This is a genomic window from Rhizobium sp. NZLR8 (assembly GCF_019685025.1).
Lineage (GTDB): Bacteria > Pseudomonadota > Alphaproteobacteria > Rhizobiales > Rhizobiaceae > Rhizobium.
Genome location: NZ_JABDVY010000005.1, coordinates 22,476 through 40,222, shown reverse-complemented (window position 1 = coordinate 40,222; position 17,747 = coordinate 22,476). Strand labels below are relative to the sequence as shown.

Here is a 17,747-nt window from a genome sequence, read left to right as displayed (position 1 = left end):
CGAATTTTCAATGTCCGGTATTTCACTTTGTCTTGACTGCTGCAAGCGCCAAACCGAGCGCCTTTTCGCTCAGCGTGTAGAGCGAGGCGTTCTCGGTATAGACAAGCATGCAATCGATACGCTTATCAGGATAGAGCGGCGTCAGGATCTCGCGATAGATCGCCAGCTGCGCCCGGTGCGCGAAGGGGATAGCCTCCTCTGTCGCCGGCGGCACCCGATTGGTCTTGTAGTCGAGAATGACGACGCGATCGGCAAGGACGGCAAGCCGGTCGATGCGGCCGGAGACGGCATAGCGCCTGTCTTCGAGCGTCAACGTTCCCATGATCGAGACCTCGGGCTGGGCCTGCGCACCGAGGACGGACTGCAGACCCTCTTCGTCCAATAGTTTCAGAACCGAATCAACAAGTTTGCGCCGTTCGGCTTCCGGCCAGAACCGAGCCGCTCGTTCGGCATAGCGGCCTGCGGCATCAGGCCGTTCGGCAAGCGGAATTTCGGGAAGCGCCTGCAGCATGCGGTGGATCAGCCTGCCCTTCTCCAGCGAACGATCGCTGCGCTGCTTCTCGCCAAACAGCGGCGAAACGACGAGCAAGCCACCCGCGTCTTCATCGATGATCGTCCCGGCGCCGGAGGGGCTGAGCGGCCGGGGCAGCCCGGCCTGCGGCGGCAACGGCCGCAACAGACCGTCCGGCAGGGTGTCCATGCTGTCGCGCTCCTGGCTGCGGTCGGTGCGTTCGAAGCGTCGTTCCACCCGCGGCACGCGCCATTTGATACCCGGCCATTCCCCATCGGGACTCGAGAATGTGGTCGTCTCCACCAGCGGATGATTGTCGCGCAGTGCCGTCGAAATCATCAGATGCCAGGTGTCGTTGTTCACACGCACGCCGCGATAGCCGCAGACGACCAGCCGGTCGGCGGCTCGCGTCATGGCGACATAGAGCAATCGGCGATATTCTTCCTCCGCCAGCATCTGGATACGCGCAGCATCGTCCTGGGTCAGCGAATTGGCGAGATCGGAGACAGGAACCCAGACGGGCATCGGCGGCTCGTCGGCGTCGGTCTCGATCAGGCGAAGCTTCGGCAGATGGGTATGGGTAAAAGCCTTCGAACCGCCGTCGACGAGGAAAACGATCGGTGCCTCAAGACCCTTGGAGGCATGCACCGTCATGATCCGCACTTCATTGCGCCCCTTGTCCTGCTCGCGCTTGACCACGGGCGCTTCGAGCTCCAGCGTCGAGATGAAGGACTGCAGCCCGGGGAGGCCGGAGCTCTCGTGGTCGAGCGTGAAGGTCAGGAATTCGTCGAGGATATCGCTGACCTCGGTGCCGAGCCGGGCAAGGAATTGCCGCCGCCCGCCATGGCTGCCGAGCACACGCGCATAGAAATCGTGGACCGACAGGCTCCTGGATTGGCGAAGGAACAATTCAAGCCTCTCGACGGCTGCGCGGAAACGCTCGGTGCCATCGGCGGCGAAACTTTTGAGATGGTGCCAGACGCTCTCATTATCGCCGCGTAGCGCGGCGATCGCAAAGATGTCGTCCTCGGAAAGATCAAACAGCGGACTCTTGAGCACGGCGGCGAGCGAAAGGTCGTCTTCCGGCAGAAGCAGGAAACGGCCGAGCGCCAGCAGATCCTGCACGGCGATATGGCTGGTCAGCACCAGTCTGTCGGCGCCGGCGACCGGAATGTCGCCGCGGCGCTTCAACGCGCGCGTCAACGCATTGACGAAGGCGTCGCGTTTGCGCACCAGCACAAGGATGTCGCCGGCTTCGATCAGACGCTCCTTGCCCTTGTCGACGATCGTCTCGCGCCCGACCAGCGTGCCGATCGAATGGGCGATCCGCCGCGCCAGGATTGCGGCTGGCGCGCTTTCCGGCGTTGCGTCGAAGGGCGCCGTCCAATCCTCCTCCTTCATCACCGCTTCCGGCGCGACCATCTCCCAGAGATCGACGGCGCCGGGATGTCCGATGCGGCTGGAGCGATGCACCACCGGTTCGCCGAGCGCGCTGAGGCCGCGCGCATTGTTTGGTTCCCTGAAAATATGGTCGACGGCCTCGAGCACATCCGCGGTCGAGCGGAAGGAAAGCGGCAGCCGGACCGAGGAAAAGCTCTGCCCGCTGTCGGACACCCGCCGCCGCGTTCGGTCGCTTTCCTCGGAAAAACGCTCAGGCCGCGCTCCTTGAAAGGAATAGATCGACTGTTTCTCGTCGCCGACGGCAAACAGCGTGCGCACGATCGGCCGGGCGCTTTCGCCGGAGAAGAAATCCTCGGCGAGCGACTGGATGACGCTCCACTGGATCGGGCTGGTATCCTGCGCTTCATCGACGAGGATATGGTCGATGCCGCGATCGAGCTTGTAGTGGATCCAGGGGCCGACGCCGCTTTTCGTCAGCAGGTCGGCGGTGCGGGTGATCAGATCCTCGAAATCGAGCTGGCTGCGCTGTTTCTTCAGTTCTTCGTAGTCGTGGTTCAGCCGGTCGGCGAGCACGAGCGCTGCATGTGTGGCGCCGTACATCCGCATCAGTTTCAGCCGGTCGCGGCTTGCGGCGACATGGGCGCGGGCAGCGGCAATGGCGCCCGCCAGCTGCGGTGCGTCGGCAAGCATCGCCTTGACTGAGAATTGCGAGTCCGCCTTCGGCTCGCCCTTGGCTGTCAAAAAGATTTTCTCGAGAAACTCAGCGCGCCTTGCGTCATCGCGTTCCCGCCCGGCAAGCCTGAGGCCGTAGGCAACCTCCTGCGCTTTCGTGCCGCCCTTCTGGTCGGCAAGCGACAGATAAAGCTCCAGCATGCCGCCCGAAAGCTCCGGCAAAGGCCAATATTGCGCGGCGATCCGGCTTTCCGTGTCGCCGGCGGCAAGGCCAAGCCTTTCTCGCAGGACCTTTTCCACACCGCCCTGCCGTTCGGCGATTGCCGTGAAACGACGGATTGCGTTGCGATTGGCGACGATGTCGCCGAGCAGGTTCTCCAGTCCGGATTCGTCGCCGAGATCGAGCACATAGGCGAACGCCTCGGCAAGCGCGCTGTCTCCCTCCGGCGCGGTTGCCGTCAGCAGCGCCCGGCGCGCATCGGAAAGCAGCACCACCGCCGCGCGGTCGTCGAGAACTGAGAAATGCCCGGCGACGTTGGCCTCCAGTGGAAACTGGTGCAGCAGCGCCTCGCAAAAGGCATGGATCGTCTGGATCTTCAGCCCGCCGGGTGTCTCCAGCGCCTTCGCGAACAGCCGGCGGGCCTCGGCAAGCTTCAGTCCATCGGGAGCCGTCCCCTCGATCTGGGTGATCCGCCGGCTCAGGTCTTCATCGTCAAGCACCACCCAGTCCGCCAGCCGCTCGAAGACGCGGTTCGACATTTCGGAGGCCGCAGCCTTGGTATAGGTGAGGCATAAAATGGCAGAAGGCCGCGCCCCGGCCAGCAGAAGACGGATGACGCGCTGTGTCAGCACATGCGTCTTGCCGGAGCCGGCATTGGCCGAGACCCATGCCGAACGCAAGGGATCGGAGGCAATCGCCTGCTGGATCGTCGTCCAGCCGATCCAGGCGCCAGGATCATCGTCGTTGGGAAGAGGCGTTACATCACTCATCGCTGCCGCCTTCGTCGGTTTCGGCTGTCGACCATTCGGAGACGCGGGCGAGGTGATCATAGTCGCCGCCGAAATCGAATTGCTGCGCCGGAATGAGCCGCGAGGTGAAGCCCTTCTCGCCGGACTGCAGCAATCCGACGAACTTGACCAACTGGTCGATCGATTCCTCGGCGAGATCCATCGCCGATTTCGCCTTGTCGCTGCGTGCCGAGCTTTCGTTGTTGACGGTGTCGACCTGAAAACGACGTCCCGGCCGCAGGCGCACATAGAGCAGGTCCTGCGGCACAAGACGACCGGCATCACGGAAGGCGCCGGCGCTCAAGGCCGCCGCTTCGAGCGCAAGCTGCGGATCGAGAAGCACGCGGGCCTGCGCTGGCGACGGATTGTAGCCGGTCTTGTAATCGATGATATCGGCGGCGTTCGGTCCGGTGATGTCGATCCGGTCCGCAACTCCGTTAAGCCGGATATTGATCGGCTCCAATTCGAAGCCGCCACGCACCTCCGTCAGTGTTTTGCGGATGCCGGGTCGCCGTCCGGTTTCCCATTCGAGAAACGCGCGGGCAACCGCGCGGAAGCGCGGCCGCCACACGGCATCGATATGCGCCGGCAGCTGCTCCATGTCGAAAAGCTCGGAAAGGATGCGCTCCATCGCCGCTGCCGCATCCGGCGTGCCGGCGACATGGGCTTCGCGAATGAACCGGTCGATGATCTTATGATAGAGCGTTCCGCGTTCGGCCGCTCCTGGATCGCGGTTGAATGTATCGACGGGATCGAGGCGCAGGATGCGGCGCGCATAGATGGCATAGGGGTCCCGGCGCAGCCGGCCGACTTCGCTGAAGGAGTAGGATTTCGGCTGCAGTGCCAACGGTGGTTTAGGCGAGGGGCGTTGCGTCGGTGCCTGGGCTTCTCCACGGTCGATCAGGCCGGCCCATTGGAGGAACCGGTTGCCGCGTCCCTTCAACTCCGCTTCGAACGCCTCTCCGGCGAGCGCTAGCAGCCGCTGCAGCCAACGGGAGGCGACCGTCGGTGTCGAGCCCTGGCGCAGCGCGCGCGAATAGATCAGATGGCGCGTGCCATTCGCCATCTCGAAGTCATGCGCCAGCTGGCCGATACGCCGTTCCGGCGGCTCGAGGCCGATCTCCGTCTTCATCATGCGCGGAATGAAGGGATTGTTGGCGGTCTGCCCTGGCCAGGTGCCCTCGTTCAGGCCGCCGAGGATCAGCGTATCGACGCTCTGCAGGCGGGCTTCCAGCGTGCCGAAAATGAAGAGGCGGGGATGACTGAGTGCCCGTGGCTTCACCACATGGCCGGCAGCAAGTGCTGCCATAATGTCGATCCATTGCGGCCCGTCGGCTTCCATCTGGCCGTCCGTGCCGATGACCTCGCCGAGCAGGGCGGCGAGCGCATCTCCCGCTTCACCAGACCAGAGATCGGCGAGATTGCCGTGCGGATCGGCCGCGACTGCTTCGAGCGAACGACCGCTACGCTCCGCCCATTCCGACAAAGACAAGCTTACCGTCCTTGCGCGATCTTCCGGCCGGTGCCGGATCAGCGTCGAAGCCAGCGGCTCGGTCGCTTGTGTGACCCGCCGGGCAAGATCGTACGCGGCATCGGCAGCGTCAGCCGAAAGCGCCTTTCGCCATTGCGGTGCGTGCCTGTCCTGGGCCTGTTCGGCAAGCTGATGGGTCAGCAGCGGCTCGAGCCTGCTGATATCCACCTCCGCCACGCCGCCGCGCAGGGCCAGCAGCTCGAGCGCCTCGGTAGCGGAAATCAATGCGTCGCGTTCCAGGCCGAAACGGGCCAGCGGATGTTTGAGCAGCGAAATAATCGCCACCGGATCGCCCGGGCGCAGCGCTGCTTCCAGCAGCAATTGCAGCAGCGTGCCCTGCGGCATGGCTGCAAGCGGTGTGCCGGCCGAATCGTCGGCGAGGATGTCGAAGCGGGAAAGCTCCGCCATAACCCGTCGGGCGAGATTGCGGTCCGGGGTAATGAGGGCAGCCCGGCTTTCGCCGTCCTGCCCCGGCTTTTCCAACGCCAGCCGCAGCCCAATCGCAATCGCGGTCGCTTCCTCGCGTTCGTTGGCGGCTTCGATCAGCGAAACATCGGCAAAGGCGGAAGACAGGCTGCCATCGGGCAGGTCGCTCTTCCAAGCGCCCCAATCGCTGGTCGCCTCCGCCGGGACGAGCGTCCGAGACAGGATTTCGGCGCGCCGCTCAAGATCGGCCTCGGGCCGTTCAAGAAGGGTCACGTCGGCACGCGTGAGCTTCAGCCGCTTGAGCAGCAACGACAGGCCGTATTGCGGATGGCTCCGGCTTGCAGGATTGGCATGTTGGCCGGGTGCCGGTTCTGGCGCCACCATCTGCCAGTGCCTTTCGGGCATAGAGAGATCGAGCCCCGGAAGCACGATCACACCCTCAGGCAGATTGGCGACGGCGGCGATGAGATCGGCGGTGGCGGGAACCGAGCCCGTCGAACCGGCAATGATGATCGGCCCAGTCGGTTTCGTCGTGGAAAGCCTTGATGCTTCGGCCCGCAGGATGGCGTTTCGGTGCCGCGCCGGCGAGGATTTGCCGAGTTCGGAAAGCCTCTCCGGCCAGAAGGCGCTGGCGATCTGCAGAAACTCCGCCGTCAGCTGCCACCAGGCGGCATAGTCGCCGGTGTCGAGTTTCGACAGTTCAGACCAGTCGAGATCCTCGGTTTCGATGGAATCGATCAGTTCCGCAAGGTTGCGGGCGAGCCAGATCGCATCTGCCGGGCTTGCCGGCGCAACGAGCGGTGAGTCCGAATGAATGTGGCGAACGATTTCGGGCAGTTTGTTTCGCCAGGCGAGGATGAGCCGCGCAAGCTCCAACAGACGGGCGGTATTCGACAGCGGTTGGGCGAGGTCGATCGTCGCCGGCAGCGCCTCGTCGAAATAGCCGCTGTCGTCATCGGTTTCGCCGAGAGGACGGATGACCGGCAGGATCGCCGAGCGGCCGCCGAGCAGGTCGACGAATTCCGAGCGCAGCACACGCACGGCACGCCGGGTCGGCAGATAGATCGTTACCCTGGCGAGCGACAGCGGATCATCGGCCTGATGCCGGAAGAGCGGCGTCAGGCGGCCGTCGCAAAGCGTCGTCGCCAGCGTTTTCAGAAAGGAGAGGCCCGCCGGGATCGTCAGAATGCGTGGCTGATGCCGCTCCGCCATGGCTCACGCAAACGCCCGCAACCGATGGATCGTTTCCTCCGCCTCGCCGATCGCCTCCGGCGTTCCCACTGTCAGCCAATGGCCGTCGAGCACCATGCCGAAAAGGCGGCCGCGTGCGATTGCCTTGTCGAAATAGATATTGAGGTTGAAGGCATCCTGCGGCGCGTTGTCGAACAGCGATGGGTTCATGGCGATCGCTCCGGCGTAAACGACGGGATTGGACGGATCGTCGCGATAACGCGTCAGCCGGCCATCGGCTGCGAGGCTGAAATCGTTCTTGCCGTTGTGGCCCGTCGTATCCTCTATCATCACACAAAGCAGCGCCATGTCCATGCGCCTGGCATCGAAGAATCCGGCTAAGCGTTGCAGGTTCGTTGGCCGCCCCGGCTGTTCGCCGATCCAGAACAGGTCGGCATTCATGACGAAGATATCGTCGCGGGTCAGCAGCCTCAGCCCCTTCACCAGTCCGCCGCCGGAGTTCATCAGCGCGTCCCGCTCGTCGGAAATCACGATGTCGAGGCCAGGATAATTCTTCAGATGATCGAGCATCTGGTCGGCGTGGTGATGAACGTTGACGGCGGCTCGTTCGATGCCGGCCGCCACCAGCGAATCCAGCGCGTAGTCGATCATCGGCTTGCCGTCGATTTTCACCAGCGGCTTCGGGATCGTCTCGGTGATCGGGCGCATGCGGGTCCCGAGACCCGCGGCCAGTACCATAGCTTGTCTGATGCTCATGCTGATCCGGAACTTATGATTCGCGTTGGCCTATTCCAGCCCTTGCGCACCAATCGCGCAAGGGGGCAAGCGCTTCATGCTCGAGTGCGACCTGCAGATAGGTGAGCGTTCGCGGCATATGTTTGAGATAGCCGGGCTTGCCGTCACGCTGCAGCAGCCGCACCCAGAGACCGGCAAGCTTGCAATTACGTTGCGCCGACATCATGGACCAGGCCTTCATGAATCCGGCTTCGTCGAAGCCGCCCTGGCCTCGGCGAAGGGCGAGATAATCGTCCATCAGCTGCCGGAAGAGATCCGGTTCGATTGTCACTCGCGCATCCTGAACGATCGAGGCGAGATCATAGGCGGTGGGGCCGATCATCGCGTCCTGGAAATCGATAAGGCCCACCTTGCCAATACCGCTTTCCTCTTCGCGCCAGATGATATTAGGCGAATGGAAGTCGCGCAGCAACAGGTTCTTCTCGGCCGCCGCGAGCTCGTCGATCAGCGAGTCCCAGATCGCCAGATAGTCCGCACGTTCGGCATCCGTGGGTGCTGTACCGCGCTTCCAGGCAATATGCCAATCGAGCACAAGCTGCACTTCCATCTTCATTGCCGTGCGATCGAAGTCCGGAATGTGATGCGTATGTATCGCGGAAACCGGGATATCCTGCGGAATCTGCATGGAATGAAGATGGGCAAGGCAGGCGACGCTTTGCCGGTAACGTTCGGTGACCGGCCGTCCGTCGTCATCGAGCACGCCCTCGGTGCCGAGATCCTCGATCAGCAGGATGCCCTGTTCATAGTCGACCTGATAGATCTCCGGCGTCGCAAATCCCCGCTCGCGCAACACATTGGCGATCGCGACGAAAGGATAGGCATTCTGTGCGAGATGCGCGACCTTGGGATACGGCTTGCCGTCATAGACGGGCGGTCCCTCGGGATGCGGGCGCCAATCCATCAGTATTTTTCGTTGAGCAGCGTTCGGATAGATCGCTTCATAGGCGCGCAACGACGCATCGCCGGTCAGGAAGCGGCGTTTGACTTCGGGATAGCCGGCTTTGTCGAGGAAATCGCGGATCGCCAGGACACGATGGATGCGGAAGGCGTGTGCGCCGGCGGCTTTGATTGTTGCGCGGCGGCCGCTGCCTTCATGTGCGAGCCTCAGCGTGATGTGCTCGGCCGGTAGTTCGCCCTCAGCCATCTCAGGCCATTCGACGAGGCAGATCCCGTTCTCCAGGGCTTCATCGAAGCCGAGTTCGGTCAATTCGGCGGGATTGCCGAGCCGGTAGAGATCGAAGTGCGAAACCGGGAGGCGCAGATCGTAGGATTGCACCAGGGTGAAGGTCGGGCTCGGGACCTCGAGCCCCTCGTCATCGGCCATGGCGCGCAGGATCGCCCGTGCCAGCGAGGATTTCCCCGCGCCGAGATCGCCGGAAAGGGCGAGGCAATCGCCGGCTTTCAAGGCCAGCGCCAGGTCTTCACCCAGTCGAGATGTAGCCGCCTCGTCTTTCAGAAAAAGCGAGATCGTATCGCTGGTCGTCATTCGGCAGCCGCGGTATGCGGGACATTGATCGAGGGGATACGGCAGACGACGGTGGTGCCCTTGCCCGGCTCGCTGTCGATCGTCACGTCGCCATGATGCAGAGTGACGAAGCTGTCGACGATCGAAAGGCCGAGGCCGGCGCCGCCGCGTTTGCCGCTTTTCGCACCGGTCGCAAACCGGTCGAAGACGGTAGCGATCATGTCAGGCGAGATGCCGGGGCCGCGATCGCTGACGGAGAAGACGAAATCCGTGCCTTCGCGATGGCACTCCAGCGCGATCGAGGTGCCTTCCGGCGAAAAATTCGCTGCGTTGGAAAGCAGCTTCAGAAGGATCTGCTTCAGCCGCTGCGGATCGGCGACGATCGAGCCGAGATAGGCCGGCGCGGTGATTTCGAGCGCGACGCCGCTTTCGTGCAGGCGATCGGCGATCTGCATCGAGACGTCGTCGAGCAGATCGTTGAGATCGATATCCGCATAGTTGAGGCGCATGATGCCGGCATCGACGGTCGTAAGGTCGAGGATATCGTTGACGAGCGTCAGCAGAACGGAGGACGAGGTCGAGATGTGGTCGATATATTCGGCCTGCCGTTCGTTCAGCGGCCCGACGCCCTGCGTCCGCAGTAGATCGGTGAAGCCGATGATATTGGTCAGCGGCGAGCGCAGCTCGTAAGACACATGCTGGACGAAGTCGTTCTTCAGCTCGTCGGCCTTGCGCAGCGCTTCGTTCTTCTCGGTTAGCGCCCGCTCGGCACGCACGCTGTCCGTCATATTGACGAAGGTCAGCATGGTCTGCGCGTTCGGCAGCGGGATGACGGCAAAGTCGAGCACGAGGCCGGAGAAGAGTTCCAGCGTCCCCTGGCCCGAGCGGCGTTCGTCGTCGAAGCTGGTGATCAGTTCCGCGAACGCCTTCCAGCCGTCCGGCCGGTCATAGGACGGCGCGCAGGCCTCGCCCAGTCCGCGGATATGCGTGCCGGGCTTGGCTTCGGTTTCGGTGATTCCCCAGAGTGCGCGGAAGGCCGGGTTCGACAGGCGGATGCGTCCATCCGGGCCGAACACCGCCACACCTTCGGAAAGATGGTCGATCGTTTCGCCCTGCACCTTGACCAGTGTGTTGTAGCGCGTTTCGAGATCGACCTGCTCGGTCAGGTTTTCGAACACCCAGGTGGCCCCACCCTGCGGATGGGCGGTCGCGAAGACGCGCAATGTCTGCCCGTTCGGCAGGTGCCAGAGATCGGATTGCGTGTCGAGCGCGCGATAGACGGAAAGGGCTGCTTCCTTCCAGCTTTTCCAGTTGAGCTGGTCCGGCAGCTTCTTGGCAGCCCGCAGCCGCTCGAGCAGCTCGCTATTGTCCGGCCGGCCTTCGAGGAAGGCGATATCCAGCTCCCAGAGCGCGACGAAAGCCTGGTTATAGAATTGCAGGCGGCGGTCGCCGTCGAAGATGGCAACGGGCGTGGCGAGATGGTCGAGGGTTTCGGCGTGGCTCTTGAGCGTCCGTTCCAGCTCGGCACGCACCGCCTCTATGTCGGACACGTCGATCGCAATACCGGCCGAGCCGCTGGGCAGCCTGACGTCGACGACGTCGAAGAATGTGCGGTTGCCGCGCACGACCGTCGAGATCGTGTCGTGGAAGGGTGATTCCGGCGTCGTCGCCGCGCGAATACGTTCGCGCGCCACGGTCGTCAGCATTTCGCGGCCTTCATTGATCGCCTGCTGCGGCGATCGCGCTTCGACCGCCTCGCCATAAGCCTGGTTGACCCAGGTCAGCAGACCCGCCGGGTCGCGTTGCCAGGCCGGCATGTCGATCGCGTCAAGCATGGTCTGGAAGGCCGAGATCGACGTCATCAGCCGGTCGCGCTCGATCCTGAGCTCTGCCAGCTCGGCGCGCAGATTGTTAAGCGCCACGAAACGGACGAAGGCGCGCCCGCCGGAAACCCGGCCCTGCGCCTCGAGGATTTCGTCGCGGATGGTTTCGACCACCATGTCGAAACTCTGTGCTCCGTCGCGCAGCCGGTCGATCGCCTTTTCCAGCTCGGAGGCCGAGCGGGACTTCAGCCAGAGGCCGAAGGCCAGGAACTCGCCGTCCTGCGGTGCGCCGGTTTCGGGCGGAAGCTGGCCGAGCAGTTCGGGGCGCGCATTGCCGTCCCAGATGACGATCCGCCGGTTCTTGTCGGCGATCAAAGCCTGGTATTGCGAAATGCGCTGCTGGGCATCGGAAAGCGCCGAGCGGATTTCCCGGCTCTCACTTTCCAGATTGCCGCGCTGGCGCACCAGCCACAGCGTCGAAAGCAGTGCTGCCGATATGACGCCGATGACCACGGAAACGCCGACGACCTGCGAGGATGTGAAGAGGTGAGCCGAGGCTGCCGCCTGTTGCTCTGTCTGTGCCAGAACCGGCCGCGCCAGCGCCGCAAGCGCCGTGCCGGCCGCACAAGCTTTCAGAAAGCGCGCCAATGATCCATGCTCTTGCTTGGCGGCCTCGTGTGCCGTTGCAGATTTGTGCTCTTGGCCCGCCATCAGCGGGCGGCGGCCGGCGCGAACGCCGTCATCCGCCTGACCGGGCAGGCTGCTTTTCATTTCCGACATCCGCGGTATGTCTCCGTCCTTCAATGTGCCGCATTACGACAAGACATCCCATTTTCGGAGCGGTCGGACAGGGTCCGGCGCCACGAATCAAGTCTTAAAACAATACTTCGGATGGGAATCGGCGGGAAGGGAGCGCCCAAAAAATAAGCCGCGGCAGTTGTCAATGCCGCGGCTTCTACATCTTGTGGATATTAACGGTAAGATCAATATCTGTAGTGGTCGGCCTTGAACGGACCCTTGGGCGAGACGCCGATATAGGCAGCTTGCTCCTCGGAAAGTTCAGTCAGCTTCACGCCGAGCTTGTCGAGATGCAGGCGTGCGACCTTCTCATCGAGATGCTTCGGCAGGATATAGACCTGGTTGGAATACTGGTCGGGCTTGGTGAAGAGCTCGATCTGCGCCAGTGTCTGGTTGGTGAAGGAAGCCGACATCACGAAGGACGGGTGGCCGGTGGCGTTGCCAAGGTTGAGCAGACGGCCTTCGGAAAGAAGGATGATGCGGTTGCCCTTGGGGAATTCGATCAGGTCGACCTGCGGCTTGACGTTGGTCCACTTGAGATTGCGCAGCGCGGCGACTTCGATTTCGTTGTCGAAGTGGCCGATATTGCCGACGATCGCCATGTCCTTCATCTGACGCATGTGGTCGATGCGGATGACGTCCTTGTTGCCCGTGGTGGTGATGAAGAGATCGGCAGAGGAAACGACGTCCTCGAGCAGCACGACTTCATAGCCGTCCATCGCAGCCTGCAATGCGCAGATCGGATCGGCTTCGGTCACCTTGACGCGGGCGCCGGCGCCGGAAAGCGAAGCGGCAGAACCCTTGCCGACGTCGCCGTAGCCGCAGACGACGGCAACCTTGCCGGCCATCATCACGTCGGTGCCGCGGCGGATGCCGTCGACCAGCGATTCCTTGCAGCCGTACTTGTTGTCGAACTTCGACTTGGTGACCGAGTCGTTGACGTTGATCGCCGGGAAGGGCAGCAGGCCCTTCTGGCTGAGCTGATAGAGGCGGTTGACGCCTGTCGTCGTTTCCTCGGTGACGCCCTTGATCGCGTCGCGCTGCTTGGTGAACCAACCCGGAGAGGCGGCAAGGCGCTTCTTGATCTGTGCGAAGAGGATTTCCTCTTCCTCGGAATGCGGATGCGACAGCACATCTTCACCGGCTTCGGCGCGGGCGCCGAGCAGGATGTACATGGTTGCATCGCCGCCGTCATCGAGGATCATGTTGGAAAGGCCGCCATCGGCCCACTGGAAGATCTTGTCGGTATAGACCCAGTAATCCTCAAGTGACTCGCCCTTGATGGCGAAGACAGGCACGCCGGCGGCGGCGATCGCGGCAGCGGCATGATCCTGCGTCGAGAAGATGTTGCACGAGGCCCAGCGGACTTCGGCACCGAGCGCCACCAGCGTCTCGATGAGCACGGCCGTCTGGATGGTCATGTGCAGCGAGCCGGTGATGCGCGCGCCCTTCAGCGGCTTTGCCTGGCCGAATTCGGTGCGGCAGGACATCAGCCCCGGCATTTCGGTTTCGGCGATCGTAATTTCCTTGCGGCCGAAATCCGCAAGCCCGAGATCGGCGACGACATAATCTTTTTCAGTGCTCATAGGGGTCTCCAGGCTGAAAAACGTCTCAAAAATTGGCGCAGGCGCGAAGATGGCCGCGCGACGGATGGGCCGCGTGTTCATGTATATCGCCCGGACGTGTGCAGTGGCTCCGGGATAACGACATGCACAAGGACAGAGAGCTAAGCGCGTCCGCATGAAGCAAGTTCGATGCATCGCACTTTAGCGCACGGCATATCCGCCGTTTAGCAGGCTTCGAATGGGAAGGCAATAAGGATATAAAGAAGTCTTTATATGTTTATATGATCGCTGTTGGCGATCACATCTCTTCGCCGAACCGGTTCTGGATCAGTTGGTCCAGGGCCTCCAGCGCTTGCTCGGCCTGGCTGCCGCTTGCCGAGACGACGACGCTCGAGCCGGGGCTGGCCGCAAGCATCATCAGGCCCATGATAGAGGTGCCGCCGACCGTCATTCCGTCCTTGGAAACGGTGATGGCGGCATCGAAGGTCTCGACCATTTGCACGAATTTGGCCGAGGCGCGGGCGTGGAGACCGCGCTTGTTGATAATCAGGAGTTCTCGGGATAGCGATGTCATGGAGGGCCGTTATTTTCCGCTAAGCACGCGGCTCGCGACATTGATATATTTCCGCCCGGCTTCGGAAGCCTCCACCAGCGCCTTCTCCATGTTGTTCTCGCCACGCACGCCGGCGAGCTTTATCAGCATCGGCAGGTTGACGCCGGCAATGACCTCGGTATGGCCGCTGCTCATGACGGATATGGCAAGATTGGACGGCGTGCCGCCGAACATGTCGGTCAGAATGACGACGCCATGGCCATCATCGGCACCGGAAACAGCTTCGAGAATGTCCTGCCGTCTTTGATCCATGTCGTCTTCGGGGCCAATACAGACCGTCTCGATGAATTTCTGAGGACCGACGACGTGCTCGACAGCATGACGAAACTCTTCAGCCAGCTTGCCATGAGTGACAAGCACAAGTCCGATCATGATATTACTGCTCCCATATACGCCAACGGTGGCCCCAATATCGCAATGCAGCAATTACGTCCACCGGTGGGGGCACATCTTGGCCATGAAAAGCCGAAGTGCAAGATAAAAATGCGAATATATAAGGCAGATTGATCAATCCGGAAGGCTTCAATGCCCGATATCGGGTGCTTTCGCCATCAGGATTGCAAGGGGTGACGAAACGCCAGTGAGCAACCGCAATGCGGGAAGCGAAAGACCGGCTGCGAGGCTGACGATTTCGCCTTCGGGGGGCACGCGCTCCTCACCAGTGGCGCTGCCCGGAAGCACGGCGTAGTGCATCGGCGCCCGTGGAATATGATCTTGCCGGACGATGCCGGTGCCGCGAAGTTCGATCAGCCCGGCGATCGACGGCGGACATGCCGCGATCACCGTGCCGGCCTCTTCAGACAAAAGAACTTGGTCGTCGGCGACCAGCGCCGTGAACAGCCCGAGCCGGCGTGCCTCGGTCATGCAGGTGAAGGCCAGCATTGATTTTCCCCAGCCGGAAGGTCCGCTGAACAGCAGCCCCGTTCTGCCGACGATGATCGCCGTCGCATGGATGTTCGGAGCCGTCGTCATGCGGCGGCGCCGACAGGCAGAGCGAGGATAAAGCGGGCCCCGAGCACCTGTCCGCCTTCGGCATCGGTGATGTTCTCTGCTCTCAGCGAGCCGCCATGGGCTTCGGCGATCTGGCGGCTGATCGACAGGCCGAGCCCCGAATTCTGGCCGAAACCTTCCGATTCCGGTCGATCCGTATAGAAGCGCTCGAAGATGCGGTCGATATTTTCGGCCTGGATGCCGGGTCCGTTGTCTTCGATCGTGGTGACGCAGCGCGACCGTGTCCGCACCAGCCGCACGGTAATCTTTCCACCCTTTTCCGGTACGAAGGAGCGGGCGTTCTCGATCAGGTTGGTGATGATCTGGCCGATGCGCAGATCGTGGCCGTTGACGACGAAGCGCGTCTTGACGTTCGGCTTGCGTTCGATCGCATATTCGATCTCTACCTGCTTCTTGGTGCTCCTGACCTGGCGCGAAACCTCGATGAGGTCGCGCAACAGCATTTCCATGTCGACGGAACCGGCATCGACACGAGCGAGTTCGGCATCGAGGCGGGAGGCGTCGGAGATATCGCTGATCAGCCGGTCGAGGCGGCGGACATCGTGCTGGATGACGTCCATCAACCGCTTCTTGGAATCGTCGGATTTGGCAAGCGGCAGCGTTTCGACGGCGCTGCGTAGCGAAGTCAGCGGATTCTTGAGCTCGTGGCTGACATCGGCCGCGAAACTCTCGATCGCATCGATGCGGTCGTAGAGCGCTGTCGTCATCTGGCGCAATGCAATGGAAAGATTGCCGATTTCATCCTGACGGGCAGAAAAGTCAGGAATTTCCTCGCGCGCCTTGGCGCCGCGCCGCACCCGGATGGCGGCGGCCGAAAGGCGGCGCAGCGGATTGGCGATCGTCGACGAGAGCACCAGCGAAAGCAGCACGTTGACGAGCGTCGCGACACCGAAGACGCGCATGATGGCAAGCCGCTCGGCATGCACGATATTGTCGATATCGCCAGCCTGTGTCGACAGCAACAGCACCCCGAGCACGGCGCGGAAACGCTGGATCGGCACGGCGACGGAAACGATGAGCTCGCCTTTTTCGGTCGTGCGCACGACGGCGCCGCGCACGCCGGTGAGTGCATTCATCACCTCTGGATAGATCGAGCCGTCACCGCCCGGCGCTTCCTTGTAGAGCGGCAGGTTGCCGGGCTGCAGCGCCTTGTTGAACAGGGTCGCGAACCACTCGCTCCAGGTCTGCTTCTCCTCTTCGACCGGCGGCAGGTCAAAACGCAGCACCTGGCCGCGCGAATAAAGATGGCGCGAATCGAGCAGCAGATTGGCATCGGCATCGAAGATGCGGGCGCGTGTGCGCGTCGGAGAGATCAGCCGGCGCAGAACCGGCGCGACCTTCTCGGGATCGATCGGGAATTCGAGGTCCTCGTCGTTCGGCACCGGGGTGATGCTCTGTCCAGCCTGCAGCTCCAGCAGCTTTTGCGGATCGATGGTGATCGAGTTGGTATCGACCGATGCGGAAGCCGAAATAGCGCCGGCGATGATTTCGCCCTGCGTCAACAGGCTCTCGGCGCGGGCATCGATCAGTCCCTCGCGAAATTGGTTGAGGTAGAGGATACCGCAGACAAGCACTACCAGCGCGACGAGATTGAAGAACAGGATGCGCCGCGTCAGGCTCGAAAACACGGCATTGCCGAAGATACGGCGGATCAGCGTGAAGGGATGCGACCAACGGCGGCCCTTGACGCGAAGGGCGCTCACGCCCTCCGCATCGTCGAGATCCCTTTCCTGCACCAACTGTGCCAACGACAGGCCCTTTCGAAGGGCGGGGCCGGATAAATCGGCCCGCAGCCCTCAACAATTCCGACAGCGCCGCGCGTCTTTTTAGACGCGCAAAGGAGGCTGTAACACTTTGAACTGCTGCATAACTCTGTCTAGGGAATTATGCAGTCGCCCTGCGCCGCGTGGGCTCAGGCCGCTTCGCGGAAGCGGTATCCCACTCCGTAGAGCGTTTCAATCATATCAAAGTCGTTGTCGACCATCTTGAATTTCTTGCGCAGCCGCTTGATGTGGCTGTCGATGGTCCGGTCGTCGACATAGACCTGTTCGTCATAGGCGGCGTCCATCAGCGCGTCGCGGCTTTTGACGACGCCGGGGCGCTGCGCCAGCGAATGCAGGATCAGAAATTCGGTCACCGTCAGGGTCACGGCCTCACCCTTCCAGGTGCAGGTATGGCGTTCCTGGTCCATGACCAGTTGCCCGCGCTCCAGCGATCGGGCCTGCTGCACAGCGCCGTTCTTCGGCGCGCCGGCGGGGCTGGTGCCGGCGGCTGCGGCTTCACGGCTTGAGGCGCGGCGCAACACGGCGCGGACGCGCTCGACCAGCAGGCGCTGCGAAAAAGGCTTGGTGATGAAATCGTCGGCGCCCATCTTCAGGCCGAAGAGTTCATCGATCTCCTCATCCTTGGAGGTGAGGAAGATGACGGGAATATCCGACTTCTGCCGCAGACGGCGCAGCAATTCCATGCCGTCCATGCGCGGCATCTTGATGTCGAAGATCGCCAGCTGCGGTGGCCGCGCCAGAAGGCCGTCGAGCGCCGAAGCTCCATCCGTATAAGTCTCGACCTTGTATCCTTCGGCCTCCAGCGCGATCGACACCGAGGTGAGGATGTTGCGGTCGTCATCAACGAGCGCGATTGTCGGCATGGTGTTGGTCTCCGTCATCAGTGCGCAATCTCCCGGATTTGCTCTCCCCAGGCGGTCTCAGTGACCGGATGCGCTTATGGAGGATAAAGGTGGAACAAATTGTGGCAAAGATAAAGGGAAAGATTGTCGTGAAATTCTCCAGCAATCTGGAGTAGTGCGGCAAAATGTTTCAACGCGGTCTTTAAAACGATTTAAAATAGAAGCAATAAATTTAAATCGATTAAATATCTGATATTACTACATTTTATCAAATTTAGCGTCTTGTGTTTTAAAAATCCTGCCCGTATTTT

General features: G+C 62.0%; 12 protein-coding genes. 1 reads left to right on the top strand and 11 read right to left on the bottom strand.

The features are described 5' to 3' along the window. Positions 1–22 precede the first annotated feature (22 nt). The 11 genes from addA to HJB89_RS13200 form a co-directional block, all read right to left on the bottom strand. Positions 23–3,574 carry a double-strand break repair helicase AddA gene (gene addA, locus HJB89_RS13250; protein WP_221150041.1) on the bottom strand — a complete coding sequence of 1,184 codons (3,552 nt, stop codon included), beginning with the start codon at positions 3,572–3,574 and terminating at the stop codon, positions 23–25. Continuing rightward, the gene (gene addB / locus HJB89_RS13245; protein ID WP_221150039.1) at positions 3,567–6,761 is read right to left on the bottom strand and encodes a double-strand break repair protein AddB; all 3,195 of its coding nucleotides are present in this window, start codon (positions 6,759–6,761) and stop codon (positions 3,567–3,569) included. The genes addA and addB overlap by 8 nt, the downstream gene beginning before the upstream one ends. Before the next feature lie 3 nt (positions 6,762–6,764). Next, on the bottom strand, positions 6,765–7,496 hold the full coding sequence (locus HJB89_RS13240; RefSeq protein WP_221150037.1) for a nucleotidyltransferase family protein: 732 nt from the start codon (positions 7,494–7,496) through the stop codon (positions 6,765–6,767). A 13-nt stretch (positions 7,497–7,509) separates the two neighbouring features. Next, complete coding sequence (tsaE, locus tag HJB89_RS13235) at positions 7,510–9,021, bottom strand: tRNA (adenosine(37)-N6)-threonylcarbamoyltransferase complex ATPase subunit type 1 TsaE (RefSeq protein ID WP_221150035.1); 1,512 nt, start codon at positions 9,019–9,021, stop codon at positions 7,510–7,512. Further along, positions 9,018–11,603 carry a PAS domain-containing sensor histidine kinase gene (locus HJB89_RS13230; RefSeq protein WP_207582341.1) on the bottom strand — a complete coding sequence of 862 codons (2,586 nt, stop codon included), beginning with the start codon at positions 11,601–11,603 and terminating at the stop codon, positions 9,018–9,020. The genes tsaE and HJB89_RS13230 overlap by 4 nt, the downstream gene beginning before the upstream one ends. Positions 11,604–11,806: 203 nt before the next feature. Then, on the bottom strand, positions 11,807–13,207 hold the full coding sequence (ahcY, locus tag HJB89_RS13225; protein WP_207582342.1) for an adenosylhomocysteinase: 1,401 nt from the start codon (positions 13,205–13,207) through the stop codon (positions 11,807–11,809). A gap of 277 nt (positions 13,208–13,484) precedes the next feature. Next, the gene (locus HJB89_RS13220) at positions 13,485–13,760 is read right to left on the bottom strand and encodes an HPr family phosphocarrier protein (protein WP_164015495.1); all 276 of its coding nucleotides are present in this window, start codon (positions 13,758–13,760) and stop codon (positions 13,485–13,487) included. A gap of 9 nt (positions 13,761–13,769) precedes the next feature. After that, positions 13,770–14,171: a PTS sugar transporter subunit IIA gene (locus tag HJB89_RS13215; protein WP_003544139.1), complete on the bottom strand. Its 402-nt coding sequence runs from the start codon at positions 14,169–14,171 to the stop codon at positions 13,770–13,772. A 150-nt stretch (positions 14,172–14,321) separates the two neighbouring features. Then, positions 14,322–14,771 carry an HPr kinase/phosphorylase gene (locus tag HJB89_RS13210; protein WP_207582343.1) on the bottom strand — a complete coding sequence of 150 codons (450 nt, stop codon included), beginning with the start codon at positions 14,769–14,771 and terminating at the stop codon, positions 14,322–14,324. Then, positions 14,768–16,558, bottom strand: coding sequence for a sensor histidine kinase (locus HJB89_RS13205; protein ID WP_221150033.1), 1,791 nt, complete (start codon positions 16,556–16,558; stop codon positions 14,768–14,770). Before HJB89_RS13205 ends, HJB89_RS13210 begins: the two co-directional genes overlap by 4 nt. 164 nt (positions 16,559–16,722) lie before the next feature. Then, a complete protein-coding gene (locus HJB89_RS13200) occupies positions 16,723–17,457 on the bottom strand; it encodes a response regulator transcription factor (protein WP_007632058.1) in 735 nt (244 codons plus the stop codon). 76 nt (positions 17,458–17,533) lie between these two features. Between HJB89_RS13200 and HJB89_RS13195 the strand changes: the two genes are divergently transcribed. After that, positions 17,534–17,689, top strand: coding sequence for a hypothetical protein (locus tag HJB89_RS13195; RefSeq protein WP_207582345.1), 156 nt, complete (start codon positions 17,534–17,536; stop codon positions 17,687–17,689). Positions 17,690–17,747: the final 58 nt, after the last annotated feature.